Source organism: Marinobacter sp., assembly GCF_965229985.1.
Classification (GTDB): Bacteria; Pseudomonadota; Gammaproteobacteria; order Pseudomonadales; family Oleiphilaceae; genus Marinobacter.
In genome coordinates this window covers 200,838-217,635 of sequence record NZ_OZ245935.1, presented here as the reverse complement: position 1 = coordinate 217,635, position 16,798 = coordinate 200,838, and the positions used below count along the sequence as shown (strand labels likewise).

The following is a 16,798-nucleotide window of genomic DNA, read 5'->3' as shown; positions in this document are numbered from 1 at the left end:
GTTACGCCTCCCGTCCCTGTGAGCTGCCTGACGACTCGGCGCCAGCCACCGATTCCACAGCGGCAATGATCCGGGAGTAGGTGCCGCACCGGCACAGGTTGCCTGTCATGGCTGCGACAATCTCTTCCCGAGAAGGGGCCGGATTGTTGGCGAGCAAGTGGGCGGCACTCATGATCTGGCCAGACTGGCAGTAGCCGCACTGAGGAACGCCATGCTCAATCCAGGCTTCCTGAAGGGCATGAAGCTGGTCACCGTCATTCAATCCTTCGATCGTGACCACCTGGCCGCCGGCAGCCATTTCAACCGGTGTAGAACAGGAGCGCACAGGTTGACCGTTCAGGTGCACCGTGCAGGCGCCACACAGACCCGCACCGCAACCAAATTTGGTGCCCTTGAGCCCCAACTCATCGCGCAACACCCAAAGAAGCGGTGTATCTCCTTCGATGTCCAGCGACCGCTCGTCGCCGTTAACTGTCAGGCTCACGGCCATCCCCACTCTCTCCTCTATATCGCCGGCATTGTTGCCGGATTTTATTGTTGTGCCCGCGCCTGCAGCGGAGACTCAACTATTATTTGACGACGTCTTCGCCATCCTTGTTAACCCAGATCTTGCGCTCGCCGGATTCCATCTTGCCATTAGAGTCCCAGACCTCCCGGTCCGTTGTGGCCTCTTCAACCTTGCCGTTGTCGTTCCAGATAACTCGATCCTTACAACCCGCCAGTGCCAGTACGGCGAATAAAACCAATACAGCTTTTTTCACGACGATAACCTCCGTTCAGCCGCGCAGCGGCTCTTGTTAAGGAATACCTGGGGATTGGCAGCCCTAACGGCTGCCGTGGAGTTCACGATTATGTTGCTTGTCCCGGTCACTCTTTCGCACCATGACATAAACAGCCCCCGTACCACCATGGTGTTTCTGGGCCGAATGAAAGGCCAGGACATCGTCCAGCTCCGGCAACCATTTGGCGAGGTAGCTTTTTAACTGGGCGATACCATCAGGATTACGCTCGCCCTTGCCATGAAGAATGATGACCGAACGCAGGCCATAGCGCACACAATCACCGATAAACCTGAAGACTTCACGCCGGGACTGCTCAACCGTCATACGGTGCAGATCAAGGCGGGCTTCGATCGGATACTGGCCAAGCCTGAGCTTGCGGAACACGCCGTGCTGGACGCCCGGGCGTTGCCAACTCAGTATATCGTGGGCTGTGAGCGGCTCCACCATGTCGGAAGTCAGGGGATTGGTGTCCCGAACAGGCTTTTCAACGGCCGCCCTCTGACGCTCCAGATGGCCTGGCGTCAATTCCCGGGGCGTTGTCACTTCGGCCCGGTTGGGCTTGCGGATACGCCGGACGTCTTTCATTTCCTCGAGGAAGCTGAGGCGCTCTTCTTTGGTAGTCATGGCATTACAGTTGATGACCTGTTTCAGATACCGACTTTACCACCCGGGTAACCGGCCTTAAAGAAAACTGATCTATGTCAGGCTTACTGCGACCAAAATCGTAGGGCGACAGATGCTTTGGCTACACTACACTTCAAACGGAAAATAATAACCAGCGAGTGACGACGGACATGGCCTCAGCAAACCAGGAAAACGACCGCCCCCAGAACATCCGGGCAATCATGACGTTTCTGCGGGAGCATGCGCCGTTCTCCAGTATGGATGACGCGCATCTGGCGCATTTTGCCGAGCATGCCTCCATTCAGTTCTACGCCGATGGCGATATCGTGCTGTCTCCGGATCAGGATGTCGTTAAACGATTCTACGTGGTCAAACAGGGGCGGATTCGTGGCGAGCGCCACAACGACAAAGAAGACCGCACGGAAACGACCTTCGAAATCAGCCAGGGTGAATGTTTTCCCCTCGCCGCCATGATCGGCGAACGGCCTACCAGAACTCTGCATCGGGCAGACGGCGACACCTTTTGCCTCAGTATCGGGCAGGCGGCCTTCGTTACTCTGTTCACGGAAAGTGAGCCTTTTCGGGATTTCTGCCTGCGAGGCGTCAGCAGCCTGCTCGACCAGGTGAACCGGCGCATACAGTCAAGTGCCATGGCCTCAATCGGGTCCAGCACGTCCCTAGATACGCCACTCGAACGCTATGCCCTGCGCAATCCGATCGTATGCTCGCCCGATCTGCCGGTGCGTAAAGCCGTGGCCCGAATGCACGAGAACAACGTGGGCAGCATTATCGTTACCGATGAAAACCGTATACCGACCGGCATTTTCACACTCCGAGACCTTCGCACCATGATCGCCGAGGGCGCCGGTCCCCTGGACACGCCTATACAGCAGGTAATGACCAAGAATCCCTGCTGCCTTCCTTCCCATGCGGATGCGTTCGAAGCTGCCATGCTGATGGCGGAGCATCATTTTGCGCATCTTTGCGTCATCGACGATGACCATAAACTGATTGGTGTGGTTTCGGAACGAGACCTGTTCTCCCTGCAGCGCGTGGATCTGGTGAACCTTGCCCGCACCATTGGCACAGCCACCCACCTGCGCACCCTGGTCAGCCTGCGAACGGACGTATCACGCCTGGTGGATGCGATGCTCGCCCACGGCGCGGACTCCGGGCAGGTGGTCAAGATCATCACCACGCTCAATGATGTAACCGTCCGACGGGTCCTGGAACTGAACATCAAGAAAAACGACCCGGGCATTCCCTTCACCTGGCTGACGTTTGGCAGCGAGGGCCGCCAGGAGCAGACTCTGCTGACCGATCAGGACAACGGCATACTGTTCCAGACGCCGGAAGGGATGACCGCCGAACAGGTCCGAGAAAAGCTGTTGCCTTTTGCTCGAAAAGTAAACGACGAACTGGCCGAGTGCGGCTTTACCCTGTGCAAGGGTAACATCATGGCCAGTAACCCTAAGCTTTGCCTGAGCGACAAAGAATGGGACGACTGGTTTATCCGGTTCATTGATGCCTCCACGCCCCAGAACCTGGTGTATTCTTCGATTTTTCTTGATATGAGGGCTATCTACGGTCCAACCGAGCCGTTGAACGACCTTCTGGACAAAATCCTCACGCGGATCCGGAAAAACGCCCTGTTCCAGAAAATGCTTGCCGGCAATGCGTTCCAAAGGAAGCCGCCGCTCACCATGTTCCGCAATTTCCGCTACATATCCGAGGGCAACAAGCACTCACTGGACCTCAAGCGTCAGGGCCTGGCGCCGTTTGTTGAAGCGGTGCGGGTTTTCGCCCTGGCGAATGGCGTTGAGACAGCGAACACGCTGGAGCGCATGGATGAGCTGGCGAAAAAAGGCGTCTTCGATCCGAAAGATGCCAATGCCTGGAAGGAAGGTTATAGCCTGATCCAGGCGATCCGGATGCGGGCCCACCAGGAAATGCTGGCAAAGGGAGAGGAGCTCACCAACTACATCGATCCCGACGATCTGAACCCACTCGACCGTCGAATCCTGCGGGAATCTTTCAGGCAGGCGCAGCGGTTGCAACAAAAACTCGAAGTTACCTACCAACTCTGACCTTCAGGCGCGAGACATGCTGGAACAGATCAAACAATGGATTGAGCATCGCCGGGGCGGAAAAATCGGTAGTCACGATCCTGGCAATCTGCCCCATCCAAAAACGCCGGGAGAGCAGCTGCTTACGGACTGCCGCCTGATCGTGCTGGATCTTGAAACCACGGGACTAAACCCTTCCAAGGACGAGGTCATCGCTATCGGGGCCGTCGCCATCCGCGGCGGCATTATCCACCTGGGCGACCAGTTCGATCTGATCCTCAGGCGTCCGGAGCTCGACATCCGCGAAACCGTGCTCATTCACGGGATCGGGCCTGAGGCGCTGACCCAGGGTCACGAAATCGAGGATGCACTGCTCTATCTTCTGGAGTGGATGAACGGCGATCCGATCCTGGCGTACCACTCGGCGTTCGATCAGAAATTCCTGGAAAAGACGCTGAAGGCGCAGCTTGGCTACACCCAACCTCACACCTGGATGGACGTAGCAGACCTGATGCCTGCTTTTTTCCCAAACACGAAAACGGGGGGCAAAGGACTCGATAACTGGGCCGATTATTTCGGCCTTGAAGTCAGCGAACGCCACCACGCGGCTTCCGATGCTCTCGCTACAGCCGAACTGACCCTGGTCGCCCTCAACAAGGCAAGGTCGGAAGGGGTAAAAACACTGAAAGGGCTTTATGACAAGCTCCATTACCACCGGCGCCTTCAAAACATGCATCGTTTCTGAATCGATGCCCGGCGGAACGTCTCAATAATAGACCGACGTCACGCCAAATTACTGAGAATTAGACCTTTTGCCAATATCTATAAATTGCTTGACCAGTAAAGTCAGTAGGGACAACTAGTCGGAGAAGTACTTATATGAATAATAAATTCTCTAATCGAAGTGCCTCACCAAAAACCCACCCAACCTCCACAACAACAAAACAGGAGTGATCCTATGTCAGCAGGTCATAGCTACGACGCTGAAGCGTACTGGAAGGCGAATCTGCGCCTGATATTCGGGAGCCTGATTGTCTGGGCCCTGGTATCTTACGGCTTTGCAATTCTGCTCCGGCCGATGCTTGCGGGTATTCCGATTGGTGGTACTGATCTGGGCTTCTGGTTCGCCCAGCAAGGTTCCATCCTCACGTTCATCGCTCTGATCTTCCACTACGCGTGGCGCATGAACAAGATCGATGAAAAATTCGGCGTACACGAGGAGTAAGAACGAATGAGCCAATTTGCCATTAACATCATGTTTGTAGGGGGCTCATTCCTCCTCTACATCGCAATCGCTATCTGGGCCAAGGCCGGAAGCACGAGTGACTTCTACGTTGCCGGTGGCGGCGTTCACCCGATCACCAACGGCGCAGCAATCGGCGCCGACTGGATGTCCGCGGCATCGTTTATCTCCATGGCAGGCCTGATCGCTGCTGGTGGCTACGCCAACTCCACCTTCCTCATGGGCTGGACTGGCGGTTACGTTCTGCTGGCGATGCTGCTTGCCCCCTACCTGCGGAAGTTCGGCAAGTTCACGGTGCCCGAGTTCATCGGCGACCGCTTCTACAGCAAGAATGCCCGCCTGGTGGCGGTTATCTGCCTGATCGTAGCGTCTGTAACCTACGTTATCGGCCAGATGGCTGGTGCCGGTGTTGCCTTCTCCCGCTTCCTGGAAGTTGATTCCACCGTCGGTCTGATGATCGCAGCCGTTGTGGTCTTCATCTACGCGGTTATGGGTGGCATGAAGGGTATCACCTACACCCAGGTTGCCCAGTACTGCGTACTGATCATTGCCTACACCATTCCTGCGGTGTTCATCTCCCTGCAGCTGACTGGCAATCCGCTTCCCCCCCTGGGTCTGTTCTCAACCCACGTGGATTCTGGCATGCCGATCCTCGACAAACTGAACCAGGTTATCACCGACCTCGGCTTCAACGAGTACACCGCCGATATCGACAACAAGCTGAACATGGTTCTGTTCACCCTGTCGCTGATGATCGGTACTGCAGGTCTGCCTCACGTTATCATCCGCTTCTTCACCGTACCCAAGGTTGCTGACGCGCGCTGGTCTGCGGGCTGGGCCCTGGTATTCATCGCCCTGCTGTACCTCACCGCACCGGCTGTTGCTTCCATGGCTCGCCTGAACCTGATGACCACCATCTACCCGGACGGCACCGCTGCGGAGCCGATCCAGTATGATGAGCGTCCGAACTGGATCAAGGAGTGGGAAGTGACTGGTCTTATCCAGTTCACCGACAAGAACGAAGACGGTCGTATCCAGCTGTACAACGACAGCGAAGCCTTCGCGCCTACGGCTGAGGCCCGCGGCTGGAACGGCAACGAGCTGGTTGTTAACCGGGATATCCTGGTACTGGCTAACCCGGAAATCGCCAACCTGCCCGGCTGGGTCATCGGTCTGATCGCAGCGGGTGGTCTGGCAGCAGCACTATCCACAGCGGCCGGTCTGTTGCTTGCGATCTCCTCGGCGGTCAGTCACGACCTGATCAAGGGTTCCATCAACCCGGCGATCACGGAGAAAGGTGAGCTGCTGGCAGCCCGGATATCCATGGCGGTCGCCATCGTTGTTGCCACATGGCTTGGTGCGAATCCTCCCGGCTTCGCGGCACAGGTTGTTGCACTGGCATTCGGTATCGCCGCTGCATCCCTGTTCCCGGCGCTGATGATGGGCATCTTTTCCAAGCGTGTTAATAACAAAGGCGCAATTGCTGGCATGCTGACCGGTCTGGCCTTCACCCTTGCCTACATCTTCGTGTACAAGGGTTGGCTGTTCATTCCGGGCACCAACAACCTGGCAGACACTCCGGAAAACTGGGTGCTGGGCATCTCCCCGCTGTCTATCGGTGCGGTTGGTGCAATCGTCAACTTTGCGGTAGCCTTCATTGTATCCAACGCAACTGAAGAACCGCCCGTTGAGATTCAGGAACTGGTCGAAAGCGTCCGTTACCCACGTGGTGCCGGTCAGGCTCAAGACCACTAAGCAACATCTCAGCCTGATTCGTTCAATGAACTGACAGGTTGATACTGAACGGGCTTCCTCAATGAGGGAGCCCGTTCTTTTTTGAGGAAGTCATTATATGTTCTGGACATTCGTCGCCACTGTAGTCTGCGGCCTTGGCGCTGCCGGTATCGCTCTAGGTATTCGTGCCGTCACCCGAAATAAAGCCCCGAAGTGGATCATCCCGGTTTTTGCCGGCGCGGGCATGCTCGGCTATCTCATCTATATGGAATACACCTGGTTCGACCAGAAAGAGGCCCGGCTGCCAGACGAAGCGGTGGTTGTTAGTACCGAATCCGACGGCATCCTGTGGCGGCCCTGGACCTTCGTGCTCCCCTACGTCACAGCATTTTCCACAGTCGATACCAAGAGCATCAGCCGTGACACCAACAGCGAGGACATCGTGCGGTTTACCCTGTATCGTTTCGAGCAGAAAATGACGGATGCCGTTTCCCACCGCATTCACATCATCAACTGTGCGACCCGGGAACTGGTACCACTGGGTTCTGACGGAAGCCCCCGAGTGGACAACCTGAAGCTGCTTGAGCCCGGAGATACCCTGTATAAAACCGTCTGCGCAGAGTGATACCTCGTTAGCGTGATGCTTCAACCTGCTGATACTGTCGGGAACGCGTAACCATGATTAGTGCCTGGCTGCTGGTCCTCATTTCCATCACCTACATCTCGATCCTGTTCGTGATCGCATGGGCCGGCGACAGACACCCCGGCCTGTATCGCAGGCGCCTGGCACGCACCCACATATACGCACTGTCTCTGGCAGTCTACTTCACCTCCTGGACCTTCTATGGCGCCGTTGGCCGCGCCACCCAGGAGGGGCTCGGCTTTCTACCCATCTACCTTGGTCCTCTGCTGGTGTTTGTTTTCGGCGCGCCCTTGCTGCGCCGGATCATTTATATCAGCAAGCGCAATAACAGTACTTCCATTGCCGATTTCGTCGCCTCCCGCTACGGCAAATCCCAGCTACTGGCGGCAATGATTGCGACTTTTGCCTTGATCGGCAGCGTCCCCTACATAGCCTTGCAGCTGAAAGCCATTGCCATGGGCTTCAACGTGCTTTCGGAAACCGGCACAGGTTATGAGGAACTGAGCACTGCGGCCTGGAACGATTCAGCCTGGTACATCACCCTAGCCCTGGCAGTATTTACCGTTCTGTTCGGCACCCGGCACCTGGAATCCACCGAGCATCATCGGGGCATGATTCAGGCCGTGGCCTTCGAGTCACTGATCAAACTGGTGGCCTTCGTCGCCGTTGGCCTCTTTGTTGGCTACGGCCTTTACGGCGGATTTGGAGACCTGTTTGAACGCGCGAAGGATGCAGACCTGATCGGCACCCTGACCACCGATGGCATTGAGGCGCCGGCGTTTATTACCCAGACACTGATCGCGATGCTCGCCATCATCTGCCTACCCCGGCAGTTCCATGTCATGGTGGTCGAGAACACCGACCATCGGGACTTCGAAATTGCCCGCTGGGCCATGCCGATCTACCTGATCGTGGCCAGCGCCTTCGTGCTTCCCATTGCCGCAGCCGGTCTGCTGTCACCCGAGGCCTCAGCCGGAAACCCCGACGTCCTTATCCTGCAATTGCCGATCATGGCTGGCGAGGAATGGCTGGCCATACTGGCGTTCCTTGGGGGTGGCTCGGCCGCAGCCGCCATGGTTATCGTCTGCTCCGTTGCCATTGCCACCATGGTCAGCAATGAGATCATCATGCCGGCCCTTCTGAAGTTTTTCCGGCCGGGCATGAACCGGCGCACGGATCTCAGCTATCTGCTGCTGAGTATCCGCCGCGTGGCCATCTTCGTGGTGCTGCTAACAGCCTATGGTTTCTACCGGATGGCTGGCGAAGATTACAGCCTGACAGCCTTCGGCCTGCTCTCCTTCGCTGCAGCGGCTCAGTTCGGACCAGCTCTGGTAGGCGGCATTATCTGGCGCCGGGGCAATTATATGGGCGCCGTCTGGGGCCTGGGTCTCGGATTCCTGATGTGGTGCTACACCTTGCTGCTACCGGCGCTCGCCACCACGGGCTGGGTCACCGACACACTGATTGAGCAGGGAATCTGGGGGCTGAACTGGACACGGCCCACCGCCCTCTTCGGGTCGGAGCTTGATCAGACCAGCCATGGCATTATCTGGAGCCTGGGAATCAACACGGTAGTGTACATCGTGCTCTCAATGCTGACCCGTCAGCGGGTCCGCGAAAAAATTCAGATTGCCTCCTTCTTCCACGATCCACAGCCCAAGGCCGAAACCGCCCAGCATCAGAGCTGGCAGGGTGAAATACTCACATCAGACCTGCAGGCGCTTACCGACCGGTTCATGGGCGAAGAGCGCTCGGAAACCATTTTTCGGAATTACGAACGTCGAAATGCCATTCGCCTGCACCCGCACCGCCCGGCGTCCGCACATCTGATGAAATACATCGAGCGCCAGTTGGCCTCGGTCATTGGCGCCTCCACGGCCCGGGTGGTCCTTGAATCCACCCTCACTGGCCGGGATATGCAGATCGAGGACGTGGTCAGCATTGTCGATGAAGCTTCGCAGGCCATGACCTTCAGCCGAGAGCTGCTTCAGTCGGCCATTGAGAATATTAGTCTGGGCGTCTCTGTGGTGAACCATCAGCAGCAGCTGGTGGTCTGGAACCATCGCTATCTGGAACTGTTCACCTATCCCAAAGGCTTCGTCAGAGTCGGGCGCCCGGTCGAGGATCTGATGCGTTACAACCTGACCAATGCCAACCTTTCCGCCCGCAGGATTGATGAGATCGTGGCTGATCGCTGCGCCAGTATGCGGGAGGGTCGACCAATGTCCTATGAGCGCCAGAGGCCGGATGGAACGGTTTTACGCATCGATGGCAGCCCGATACCCGGAGGTGGCTATGTCACCACCTTCCAGGACATTACCGCCATGCGCCGGACCGAGCAGGCGCTCAAGGAAACCAACATTTATCTGGAACAGCGGGTAAAGGAGCGCACACAGGAGCTCCAGGTCATTAACGAGCAGATGCTGAAGGCCAAATCCGTGGCCGAACAGGCCAACCAGAGCAAGACGCGCTTCCTCGCCTCGGCCAGCCATGACCTGCTCCAGCCCCTGAATGCCGCCAGACTGTTTACCTCCGCCCTCGCCGGCAAAGCGGATGACGGCGAGATGAAAGATCTGGTAGACCACATCGACAGCTCCCTCGGGGCTGCCGAGGAAATCATCAGTACCCTGCTGGATATTTCAAAGCTGGACGCGGGCGCCCTGGAGCCGGATATCGGGGTGTTCCCCGTGAACGAGATCATGCGCCATCTGGCAACCGATTTTTCAGCAATTGCAAAGGACCAGAACCTTGAACTGCACGTTGTGCCCAGCACGGTCTGGATCCGCTCGGATGCCAAGCTGCTGCGCCGCGTGGTCCAGAACTTCCTGTCCAATGCCATACGCTACACGCCCGAAGGCAAGATCCTCCTCGGCTGTCGACGCCTGAAAGGCTATATCCGCATAGAAGTCTGGGACACCGGGCCCGGTATACCCGAGGACCAACTGGCGCACATCTTCGAGGAGTTCCGCCGGTTTCAGCACGGCCGGGATAAGAAAGGCCTGGGGCTTGGTCTCGCTATCGTCGACCGGATCAGCGGCATGCTGAACCACCCGGTCAGCGTGCATTCTGTCCAGGGTCGCGGCAGCGTATTCGGTATAACGGTGCCGACAGCGGCACCCGAACAGAATGAGGCCGCCACTGCCAAGCCTGCATCGGGATCACGGCGAGTATCGAATCTCGGTGGCCTGCATTTCCTGTGTATCGACAACGACCCGGCCATCCTTCAGGGAATGGTGGCGCTGCTGGGCAACTGGAAGTGTGATGTGACTGCGGCCGAGAGTCTCGAAGATGCCATGGCAAAACTGGAAGGCCAAAGTCCGGATATTATACTTGCCGATTATCAACTGGATGAAAACAAGAACGGCCTCGACGCCATGGACAGCATTCGTGGTGCATTGAACGCGGACATCCCGGGAATACTCATCACTGGATATATGGCGCCTGAAGTGCGGGAAGATGCCATCGACCGGGGCTACCAGATTCTCTACAAACCAGTAAAACCCGCTGCACTGAGGGCACTGGTTAATAAGCTACTCAAACAGAAGCGCTCATGACGGATTCAAAAGCTGACTTCAATCCTTTTGGGAAACTCACCTATCTGGTCATCGATGACTTCGAGAACTTCCGGTTGTCCATGCGCCAGATGCTGCGCAGCTGCGGTGCCGATAAGATTGAACTGGTCGCCCACGCCAACCAGGCGATTCAATACTGTACCTACAATCACGTAGACGTGGTGTTGTGCGACTTTAACCTTGGCGAAGGCAAGAACGGCCAGCACATACTTGAGGAGCTACGGCACAAAAAACTCCTCAAACGGTCTTCGCTATTCCTGATGGTGACTGCTGAAACGTCCAAGGAAATGGTCATGGGCGCAAGGGAATACCAGCCAGACGCTTACCTCACAAAACCGATCAATCGGGCCGTACTGGAGAAACGCCTGGGTGCCCTGATCAGCCAGCGCAACATCCTTCTGCCCATTAACCGGGAAATCGACCGGGAAAACTATCCGGAAGCTATCTCGCTCTGTATCCAGGCTCTTCCCCGGCAGCCACGCTACAAAACCTGGTTGATGAAAACCCTGGGCGACCTGTATTTCCAGCTCGGCGACCTGGCTCACGCGCTGAAAATCTATGATGACGTACTGACGCAACGAGAGCTTTCCTGGGCGAAGCTCGGACGCTGTAAGGTCTTGCTCGCCAAACGTAGCCTGGACGAAGCCGTAGATGGCCTCAGGGACCTTCTGACAAAGCATCCTGACTATATGGAGGCATATGATCTGCTTGCAGAAGGCCTCGAACGGCAAGGCCGTCCGACGCAGGCACAGCAAGTGCTCGAAAAAGCCGCTGAGCATTCCCCCAATGCCCTGCTCAGGCAAAAGCACCTTGCCGAGCTGGCAGGTTCAAACCAGGACATGGACACGGCGTCGGATGCTTGGCGTAGAACCGTTGAACTGGGAACCCACTCAATACATGACAACTCCGAGCACTATCTTTCGCTGGGCCAGACACTGTCGGACCTGAGTGAAGGCGATCTTGAGGAAGATGGTGCGGAAAAGGCCAAAGAAGCGCTGGCTGTGCTGAAAAGAATGGAAAAACGATTTGAAGGCGAGGAAGGCATCAGTCTGCGTAGCCGGATCGTACAGTGCCGGGTGTACGCTGGACAGGGACAGGATCAACAGGCCACCAGGATCCTCGAGAGTATCAGGCCAGAACTCCAGGATACCGCAGCCCTGGATGCCAAAACGGGGCTAGATTACGCCAAAACCCTGTTTCGTCTTGGACATGAATCCGATGCGAAACAGCTGCTCGGCGAGATGTCCGAACGTTTCAGCGATGATCCTGAAACTCTCCAGAAGATTGAAAGCCTTCTGGATGAGCCCGTGGGATTCCGTCAGAAAATCAAAGCCCGAACCCTGAACCGGGATGGCATCAGAGCCTTCGAGTCCGGAAACCTGCAAGAAGCGGCGGAAACCTTTTCAAAGGCCCTGGAGATTGTCCCTGACCACGCCGCCCTGAACCTTAATCTGGTTCAGGTACTCATGAAGGAACATGACAATAATCCTGGCAACACTGAGCTCCAGAAACGCTGCCAGTCCTGCCTTGATCGGTTAGCAGGGCTGCCAGAGCAACATCGCCAACACCGGCGTTATATTGCCTTACAACGAAAGCTGAAGGGACTGATGCAATGAATGACCAGAATATCGATTTTTCAATGGTGCTCGCCTCAGCCGTTCATGATATGAAGAACTCGCTTGGCATGCTCCTGAACTCCCTGGACGAACTGCGCAGTGAACACGAAGCAAGCCTGGGTGAGTCCTCGCGCTTTAACACCCTGCAGTACGAAGCCGAACGGATGCATAACGATCTGGTTCAACTTCTTGGCATCTATCGCCTTGGGGAGAACAACCTTTCCGCGCACATTGAGGAGCACTTTGTACCGGACTTCCTGACCGAGCACCTGGCAAGGCACACGCCTCTGCTTCAGGGGCTTGGCATTGAGGTTTCGGTGGAGGCTGAGGACATAAACGGCTTCTTCGACGAGGACCTGTTGACCGGTGTGCTGAACAACACCATCAATAACGCTATTCGTTATACCCAAAGCAAGATTCGCCTGACTGCCGGTGAGAGAGACGGTTGCCTGGTGATTGGTGTTGAAGACGATGGGAAGGGTTATCCGGACAGTATGCAACACACCGGAACCTTGAACTTCAAATCGCTTGATTTCAAAAGTGGAAGTACCAGCCTTGGGCTGTTTTTCGCCTCCTCCGTCGCCAAACTTCACAGCGAGGGAAATCGAACTGGGTCGATAAAGCTCCACAATGGCGGAAGCCTCGGTGGTGGGGTGTTTGAGATCTGGCTGCCCTGATCCAGAAGTTTTTCTGAAGGCAATAAAAAACCCCAGCATCGAGGATGCTGGGGTTTTGGTATTAGGCGCCTGACGATGACCTACTCTCACATGGGCAACGCCACACTACCATCGGCGCTGGTCTGTTTCACTTCTGAGTTCGGGATGGGATCAGGTGGTTCCAGACCGCTATGGTCGTCAGGCAAAACGGTTGATCACTGGGGGACGAGATGGAACTGAGTGGTATTGATTTCGTTTGAGCGATTAGCTCTGCGTTATCCGCAATTGTCTTGGGTGTTATATAGTCAAGCCGCACGAGCAATTAGTATCGGTTAGCTCAACGCCTCGCAGCGCTTACACACCCGACCTATCAACGTCCTGGTCTTGAACGGCTCTTCAGGGACCTCGAGGGTCCAGGGAGATCTCATCTTGGAAGGGGCTTCCCGCTTAGATGCTTTCAGCGGTTATCCTGTCCGAACATAGCTACCGGGCAATGCGACTGGCGTCACAACCCGAACACCAGAGGTTCGTCCACTCCGGTCCTCTCGTACTAGGAGCAGCTTTCCTCAAATCTCCAACGTCCACGGCAGATAGGGACCGAACTGTCTCACGACGTTCTAAACCCAGCTCGCGTACCACTTTAAATGGCGAACAGCCATACCCTTGGGACCGGCTTCAGCCCCAGGATGTGATGAGCCGACATCGAGGTGCCAAACACCGCCGTCGATGTGAACTCTTGGGCGGTATCAGCCTGTTATCCCCGGAGTACCTTTTATCCGTTGAGCGATGGCCCTTCCATACAGAACCACCGGATCACTATGACCTACTTTCGTACCTGCTCGACGTGTCTGTCTCGCAGTTAAGCGGGCTTGTGCCATTACACTAACCGCATGATGTCCGACCATGCTTAGCCCACCTTTGTGCTCCTCCGTTACGCTTTGGGAGGAGACCGCCCCAGTCAAACTACCCACCACACAGTGTCCTCATCCCCGATAAGGGGACCAAGTTAGAACCTCAAACATGTCAGGCTGGTATTTCAAGGTTGGCTCCATGAGAACTGGCGTTCCCACTTCAAAGCCTCCCAGCTATCCTACACAAACATGCTCAAAGTTCACTGTGAAGCTATAGTAAAGGTTCACGGGGTCTTTCCGTCTAGCCGCGGATACACCGCATCTTCACGGCGATTTCAATTTCACTGAGTCTCGGGTAGAGACAGCGCCCCCATCGTTACGCCATTCGTGCAGGTCGGAACTTACCCGACAAGGAATTTCGCTACCTTAGGACCGTTATAGTTACGGCCGCCGTTTACCGGGGCTTCGATCAAGAGCTTCGCGCAAGCGCTAACCCCATCAATTAACCTTCCGGCACCGGGCAGGCGTCACACCGTATACGTCCACTTTCGTGTTTGCACAGTGCTGTGTTTTTAATAAACAGTCGCAGGGGCCTGGTATCTTCGACTGGCGTCAGCTCCACCCGCAAGGGGTCTCACCTACCACCAGCGTGCCTTCTCCCGAAGTTACGGCACCATTTTGCCTAGTTCCTTTACCCGAGTTCTCTCAAGCGCCTTGGTATTCTCTACCTGACCACCTGTGTCGGTTTGGGGTACGGTCTCGAATAGCCTGAAGCTTAGAAGATTTTCCTGGAAGCATGGCATCAATGACTTCCCGCTCTAAGAGCAGTCGTCGTCGCGTCTCGAGATTGTGGACCCGGATTTGCCTAAGTCCACTCCCTACTCGCTTAAACCGGGACAACCGTCGCCCGGCTCACCTAGCCTTCTCCGTCTCTCCATCGCAGCTATCCAAGGTACGGGAATATTAACCCGTTTCCCATCGACTACACCTTTCGGTCTCGCCTTAGGGGCCGACTCACCCTGCGCCGATTAGCGTTGCGCAGGAACCCTTGGTCTTCCGGCGTGCGGGTTTTTCACCCGCATTGTCGTTACTCATGTCAGCATTCGCACTTCTGATACCTCCAGCATGCTTCTCAACACACCTTCGCAGGCTTACAGAACGCTCCCCTACCCCGCATACAAAGTATGCAGCCGCAGCTTCGGTGACCAGTTTGAGCCCCGTTACATCTTCCGCGCAGGCCGACTCGACTAGTGAGCTATTACGCTTTCTTTAAAGGATGGCTGCTTCTAAGCCAACCTCCTAGCTGTCTGAGCCTTCCCACATCGTTTCCCACTTAACTGGTACTTGGGGACCTTAGCTGGCGGTCTGGGTTGTTTCCCTCTTCACGACGGACGTTAGCACCCGCCGTGTGTCTCCCGGATAGTACTCACAGGTATTCGGAGTTTGCATCGGGTTGGTAAGTCGGGATGACCCCCTAGCCGAAACAGTGCTCTACCCCCTGTGGTATTCGTCCGAGGCGCTACCTAAATAGCTTTCGGGGAGAACCAGCTATCTCCGGGCTTGATTAGCCTTTCACTCCGATCCACAAGTCATCCCCTGGCTTTTCAACGACAGTGGGTTCGGTCCTCCAGTGCCTGTTACGGCACCTTCAACCTGCTCATGGATAGATCGCCCGGTTTCGGGTCTATGCCCAGCGACTAAATCGCCCTATTCAGACTCGGTTTCCCTACGGCTCCCCTAAACGGTTAACCTCGCCACTGAACATAAGTCGCTGACCCATTATACAAAAGGTACGCCGTCACGGAACAAGTCCGCTCCGACTGCTTGTACGCATACGGTTTCAGGATCTATTTCACTCCCCTCACAGGGGTTCTTTTCGCCTTTCCCTCACGGTACTGGTTCACTATCGGTCAGTCAGGAGTATTTAGCCTTGGAGGATGGTCCCCCCATGTTCAGACAGGATATCACGTGTCCCGTCCTACTCGATTTCACCAGACTCAGGTTTCGGATACGGGGCTATCACCCACTATGGCGGCACTTTCCAGAGCCTTCTCCTACCAGTTGTCTAGCTTAAGGGCTAGTCCCCGTTCGCTCGCCGCTACTTAGGGAATCTCGGTTGATTTCTTTTCCTCGGGGTACTTAGATGTTTCAGTTCCCCCGGTTCGCCTCTTACACCTATGGATTCAGTGTAAGATACCGACCCGAAAGTCGGTGGGTTTCCCCATTCAGAAATGCCCGGATCACAGCTTGTTTGCCAGCTCCCCGAACCTTATCGCAGGCTTCCACGTCTTTCATCGCCTCTGACTGCCAAGGCATCCACCGTATGCGCTTAGTTGCTTGACTATATAACCCCAAGACAACTGATCACGATTCAACATCCCTCACCAGGCAAGCCTGATAAAGAACCCTGTTTCGAGACAGCCACTTGAAGCAATAGAACAACCACTTCAACGACAACACCGGATAACGCTTGAAATCGTTATCACTCTGATCAATGAATTCCGGAGATAATGGAATCCATCAATCGTGTTCTATCTCGTCCAATTTGTTAAAGAGCAAATCTGACCCAGTGATCAGAAAGGAAGGCTTCATCAGTATGAAACATTCGTTTCTGTACACTACTAACCGGAGTTAGTCAGTTTAAAGCATCGATCGTTCAGGCTTTTGGTGGAGCCAGGCGGGATCGAACCGCCGACCTCCTGCGTGCAAGGCAGGCGCTCTCCCAGCTGAGCTATGGCCCCTCGATCTTCCACACAAGCCAGGTCAATTCAACCTCAGCTATAGAATTGTGTGGATCTAGGCGCTTGCAAGCGTAGCGTGCGAGTAGCACGTGAGCTTGGAAGCAACGACGAGCCACGCAATTCTGGTGGGTCTGGGTGGACTTGAACCACCGACCTCACCCTTATCAGGGGTGCGCTCTAACCACCTGAGCTACAGACCCAAAAACACGGGCCTGCAACGACCCATCTGCTCTCTTTATTCAGCTAACCAAGTAATTCGTGTGGACTCTG

11 protein-coding genes, 2 tRNA genes and 2 rRNA genes are annotated in these 16,798 nt (G+C 55.7%); 8 read left to right on the top strand and 7 right to left on the bottom strand.

All coding sequences use genetic code 11. From position 1 onward, the window contains the following. Position 1: 1 nt before the first annotated feature. The 3 genes from ACO06L_RS00950 to smrA form a co-directional block, all read right to left on the bottom strand. The gene (locus ACO06L_RS00950; RefSeq protein WP_064230532.1) at positions 2-490 is read right to left on the bottom strand and encodes a (2Fe-2S)-binding protein; all 489 of its coding nucleotides are present in this window, start codon (positions 488-490) and stop codon (positions 2-4) included. 79 nt (positions 491-569) lie between these two features. After that, entirely contained in the window at positions 570-761 is a 192-nt protein-coding gene (locus tag ACO06L_RS00945; protein ID WP_064230531.1) for a membrane lipoprotein lipid attachment site-containing protein, read from the bottom strand. 63 nt (positions 762-824) lie between these two features. Beyond that, complete coding sequence (gene smrA, locus ACO06L_RS00940; protein WP_202348458.1) at positions 825-1,406, bottom strand: DNA endonuclease SmrA; 582 nt, start codon at positions 1,404-1,406, stop codon at positions 825-827. Between the two features lie 170 nt (positions 1,407-1,576). Here smrA and ACO06L_RS00935 point away from each other — a divergent pair, with 170 nt between their 5' ends. The 8 genes from ACO06L_RS00935 (at position 1,577) to ACO06L_RS00900 (ending at position 12,957) form a co-directional block, all read left to right on the top strand. Further along, positions 1,577-3,493 (top strand): putative nucleotidyltransferase substrate binding domain-containing protein, encoded by a 1,917-nt coding sequence (locus tag ACO06L_RS00935; RefSeq protein ID WP_202348459.1) that lies wholly within the window; start codon positions 1,577-1,579, stop codon positions 3,491-3,493. Between the two features lie 16 nt (positions 3,494-3,509). Beyond that, positions 3,510-4,217, top strand: coding sequence for a PolC-type DNA polymerase III (locus tag ACO06L_RS00930; RefSeq protein ID WP_064230528.1), 708 nt, complete (start codon positions 3,510-3,512; stop codon positions 4,215-4,217). 213 nt (positions 4,218-4,430) lie between these two features. Further along, the gene (locus tag ACO06L_RS00925) at positions 4,431-4,697 is read left to right on the top strand and encodes a DUF4212 domain-containing protein (protein ID WP_008172923.1); all 267 of its coding nucleotides are present in this window, start codon (positions 4,431-4,433) and stop codon (positions 4,695-4,697) included. A 6-nt stretch (positions 4,698-4,703) separates the two neighbouring features. Next, a complete protein-coding gene (locus ACO06L_RS00920) occupies positions 4,704-6,470 on the top strand; it encodes a sodium:solute symporter family protein (RefSeq protein ID WP_064230527.1) in 1,767 nt (588 codons plus the stop codon). 97 nt (positions 6,471-6,567) lie between these two features. Beyond that, a complete protein-coding gene (locus ACO06L_RS00915) occupies positions 6,568-7,074 on the top strand; it encodes a hypothetical protein (RefSeq protein ID WP_202348460.1) in 507 nt (168 codons plus the stop codon). Between the two features lie 53 nt (positions 7,075-7,127). Next, positions 7,128-10,646, top strand: a complete 3,519-nt coding sequence (locus ACO06L_RS00910) for a PAS domain-containing hybrid sensor histidine kinase/response regulator (RefSeq protein WP_202348461.1) — start codon at positions 7,128-7,130, stop codon at positions 10,644-10,646. Next, complete coding sequence (locus ACO06L_RS00905; RefSeq protein ID WP_202348462.1) at positions 10,643-12,280, top strand: tetratricopeptide repeat protein; 1,638 nt, start codon at positions 10,643-10,645, stop codon at positions 12,278-12,280. The genes ACO06L_RS00910 and ACO06L_RS00905 overlap by 4 nt, the downstream gene beginning before the upstream one ends. Beyond that, entirely contained in the window at positions 12,277-12,957 is a 681-nt protein-coding gene (locus ACO06L_RS00900; RefSeq protein WP_202348463.1) for a sensor histidine kinase, read from the top strand. Before ACO06L_RS00905 ends, ACO06L_RS00900 begins: the two co-directional genes overlap by 4 nt. 67 nt (positions 12,958-13,024) lie before the next feature. On the opposite strand, the gene rrf is transcribed toward ACO06L_RS00900, so the two are convergent. From rrf to ACO06L_RS00880, 4 genes are all read right to left on the bottom strand, one after another. Then, positions 13,025-13,139 (bottom strand): 5S ribosomal RNA (gene rrf / locus ACO06L_RS00895). Between the two features lie 98 nt (positions 13,140-13,237). Then, a 23S ribosomal RNA gene (locus tag ACO06L_RS00890) occupies positions 13,238-16,130 on the bottom strand. Positions 16,131-16,452: 322 nt separating this feature from the next. Further along, positions 16,453-16,528 (bottom strand) — tRNA-Ala (locus tag ACO06L_RS00885). 123 nt (positions 16,529-16,651) lie between these two features. Further along, positions 16,652-16,728 (bottom strand) — tRNA-Ile (locus tag ACO06L_RS00880). Between the last annotated feature and the right edge of the window lie 70 nt (positions 16,729-16,798).

Coding starts and splice junctions, on each gene's coding strand:
- ACO06L_RS00950 (WP_064230532.1), bottom strand. CDS start 490: ATGGCCGTGAGCCTGACAGTTAACGGCGACGAGCGGTCGCTGGACATC.
- smrA (WP_202348458.1), bottom strand. CDS start 1,406: ATGACTACCAAAGAAGAGCGCCTCAGCTTCCTCGAGGAAATGAAAGAC.
- ACO06L_RS00935 (WP_202348459.1), top strand. CDS start 1,577: ATGGCCTCAGCAAACCAGGAAAACGACCGCCCCCAGAACATCCGGGCA.
- ACO06L_RS00930 (WP_064230528.1), top strand. CDS start 3,510: ATGCTGGAACAGATCAAACAATGGATTGAGCATCGCCGGGGCGGAAAA.
- ACO06L_RS00925 (WP_008172923.1), top strand. CDS start 4,431: ATGTCAGCAGGTCATAGCTACGACGCTGAAGCGTACTGGAAGGCGAAT.
- ACO06L_RS00920 (WP_064230527.1), top strand. CDS start 4,704: ATGAGCCAATTTGCCATTAACATCATGTTTGTAGGGGGCTCATTCCTC.
- ACO06L_RS00915 (WP_202348460.1), top strand. CDS start 6,568: ATGTTCTGGACATTCGTCGCCACTGTAGTCTGCGGCCTTGGCGCTGCC.
- ACO06L_RS00910 (WP_202348461.1), top strand. CDS start 7,128: ATGATTAGTGCCTGGCTGCTGGTCCTCATTTCCATCACCTACATCTCG.
- ACO06L_RS00905 (WP_202348462.1), top strand. CDS start 10,643: ATGACGGATTCAAAAGCTGACTTCAATCCTTTTGGGAAACTCACCTAT.
- ACO06L_RS00900 (WP_202348463.1), top strand. CDS start 12,277: ATGAATGACCAGAATATCGATTTTTCAATGGTGCTCGCCTCAGCCGTT.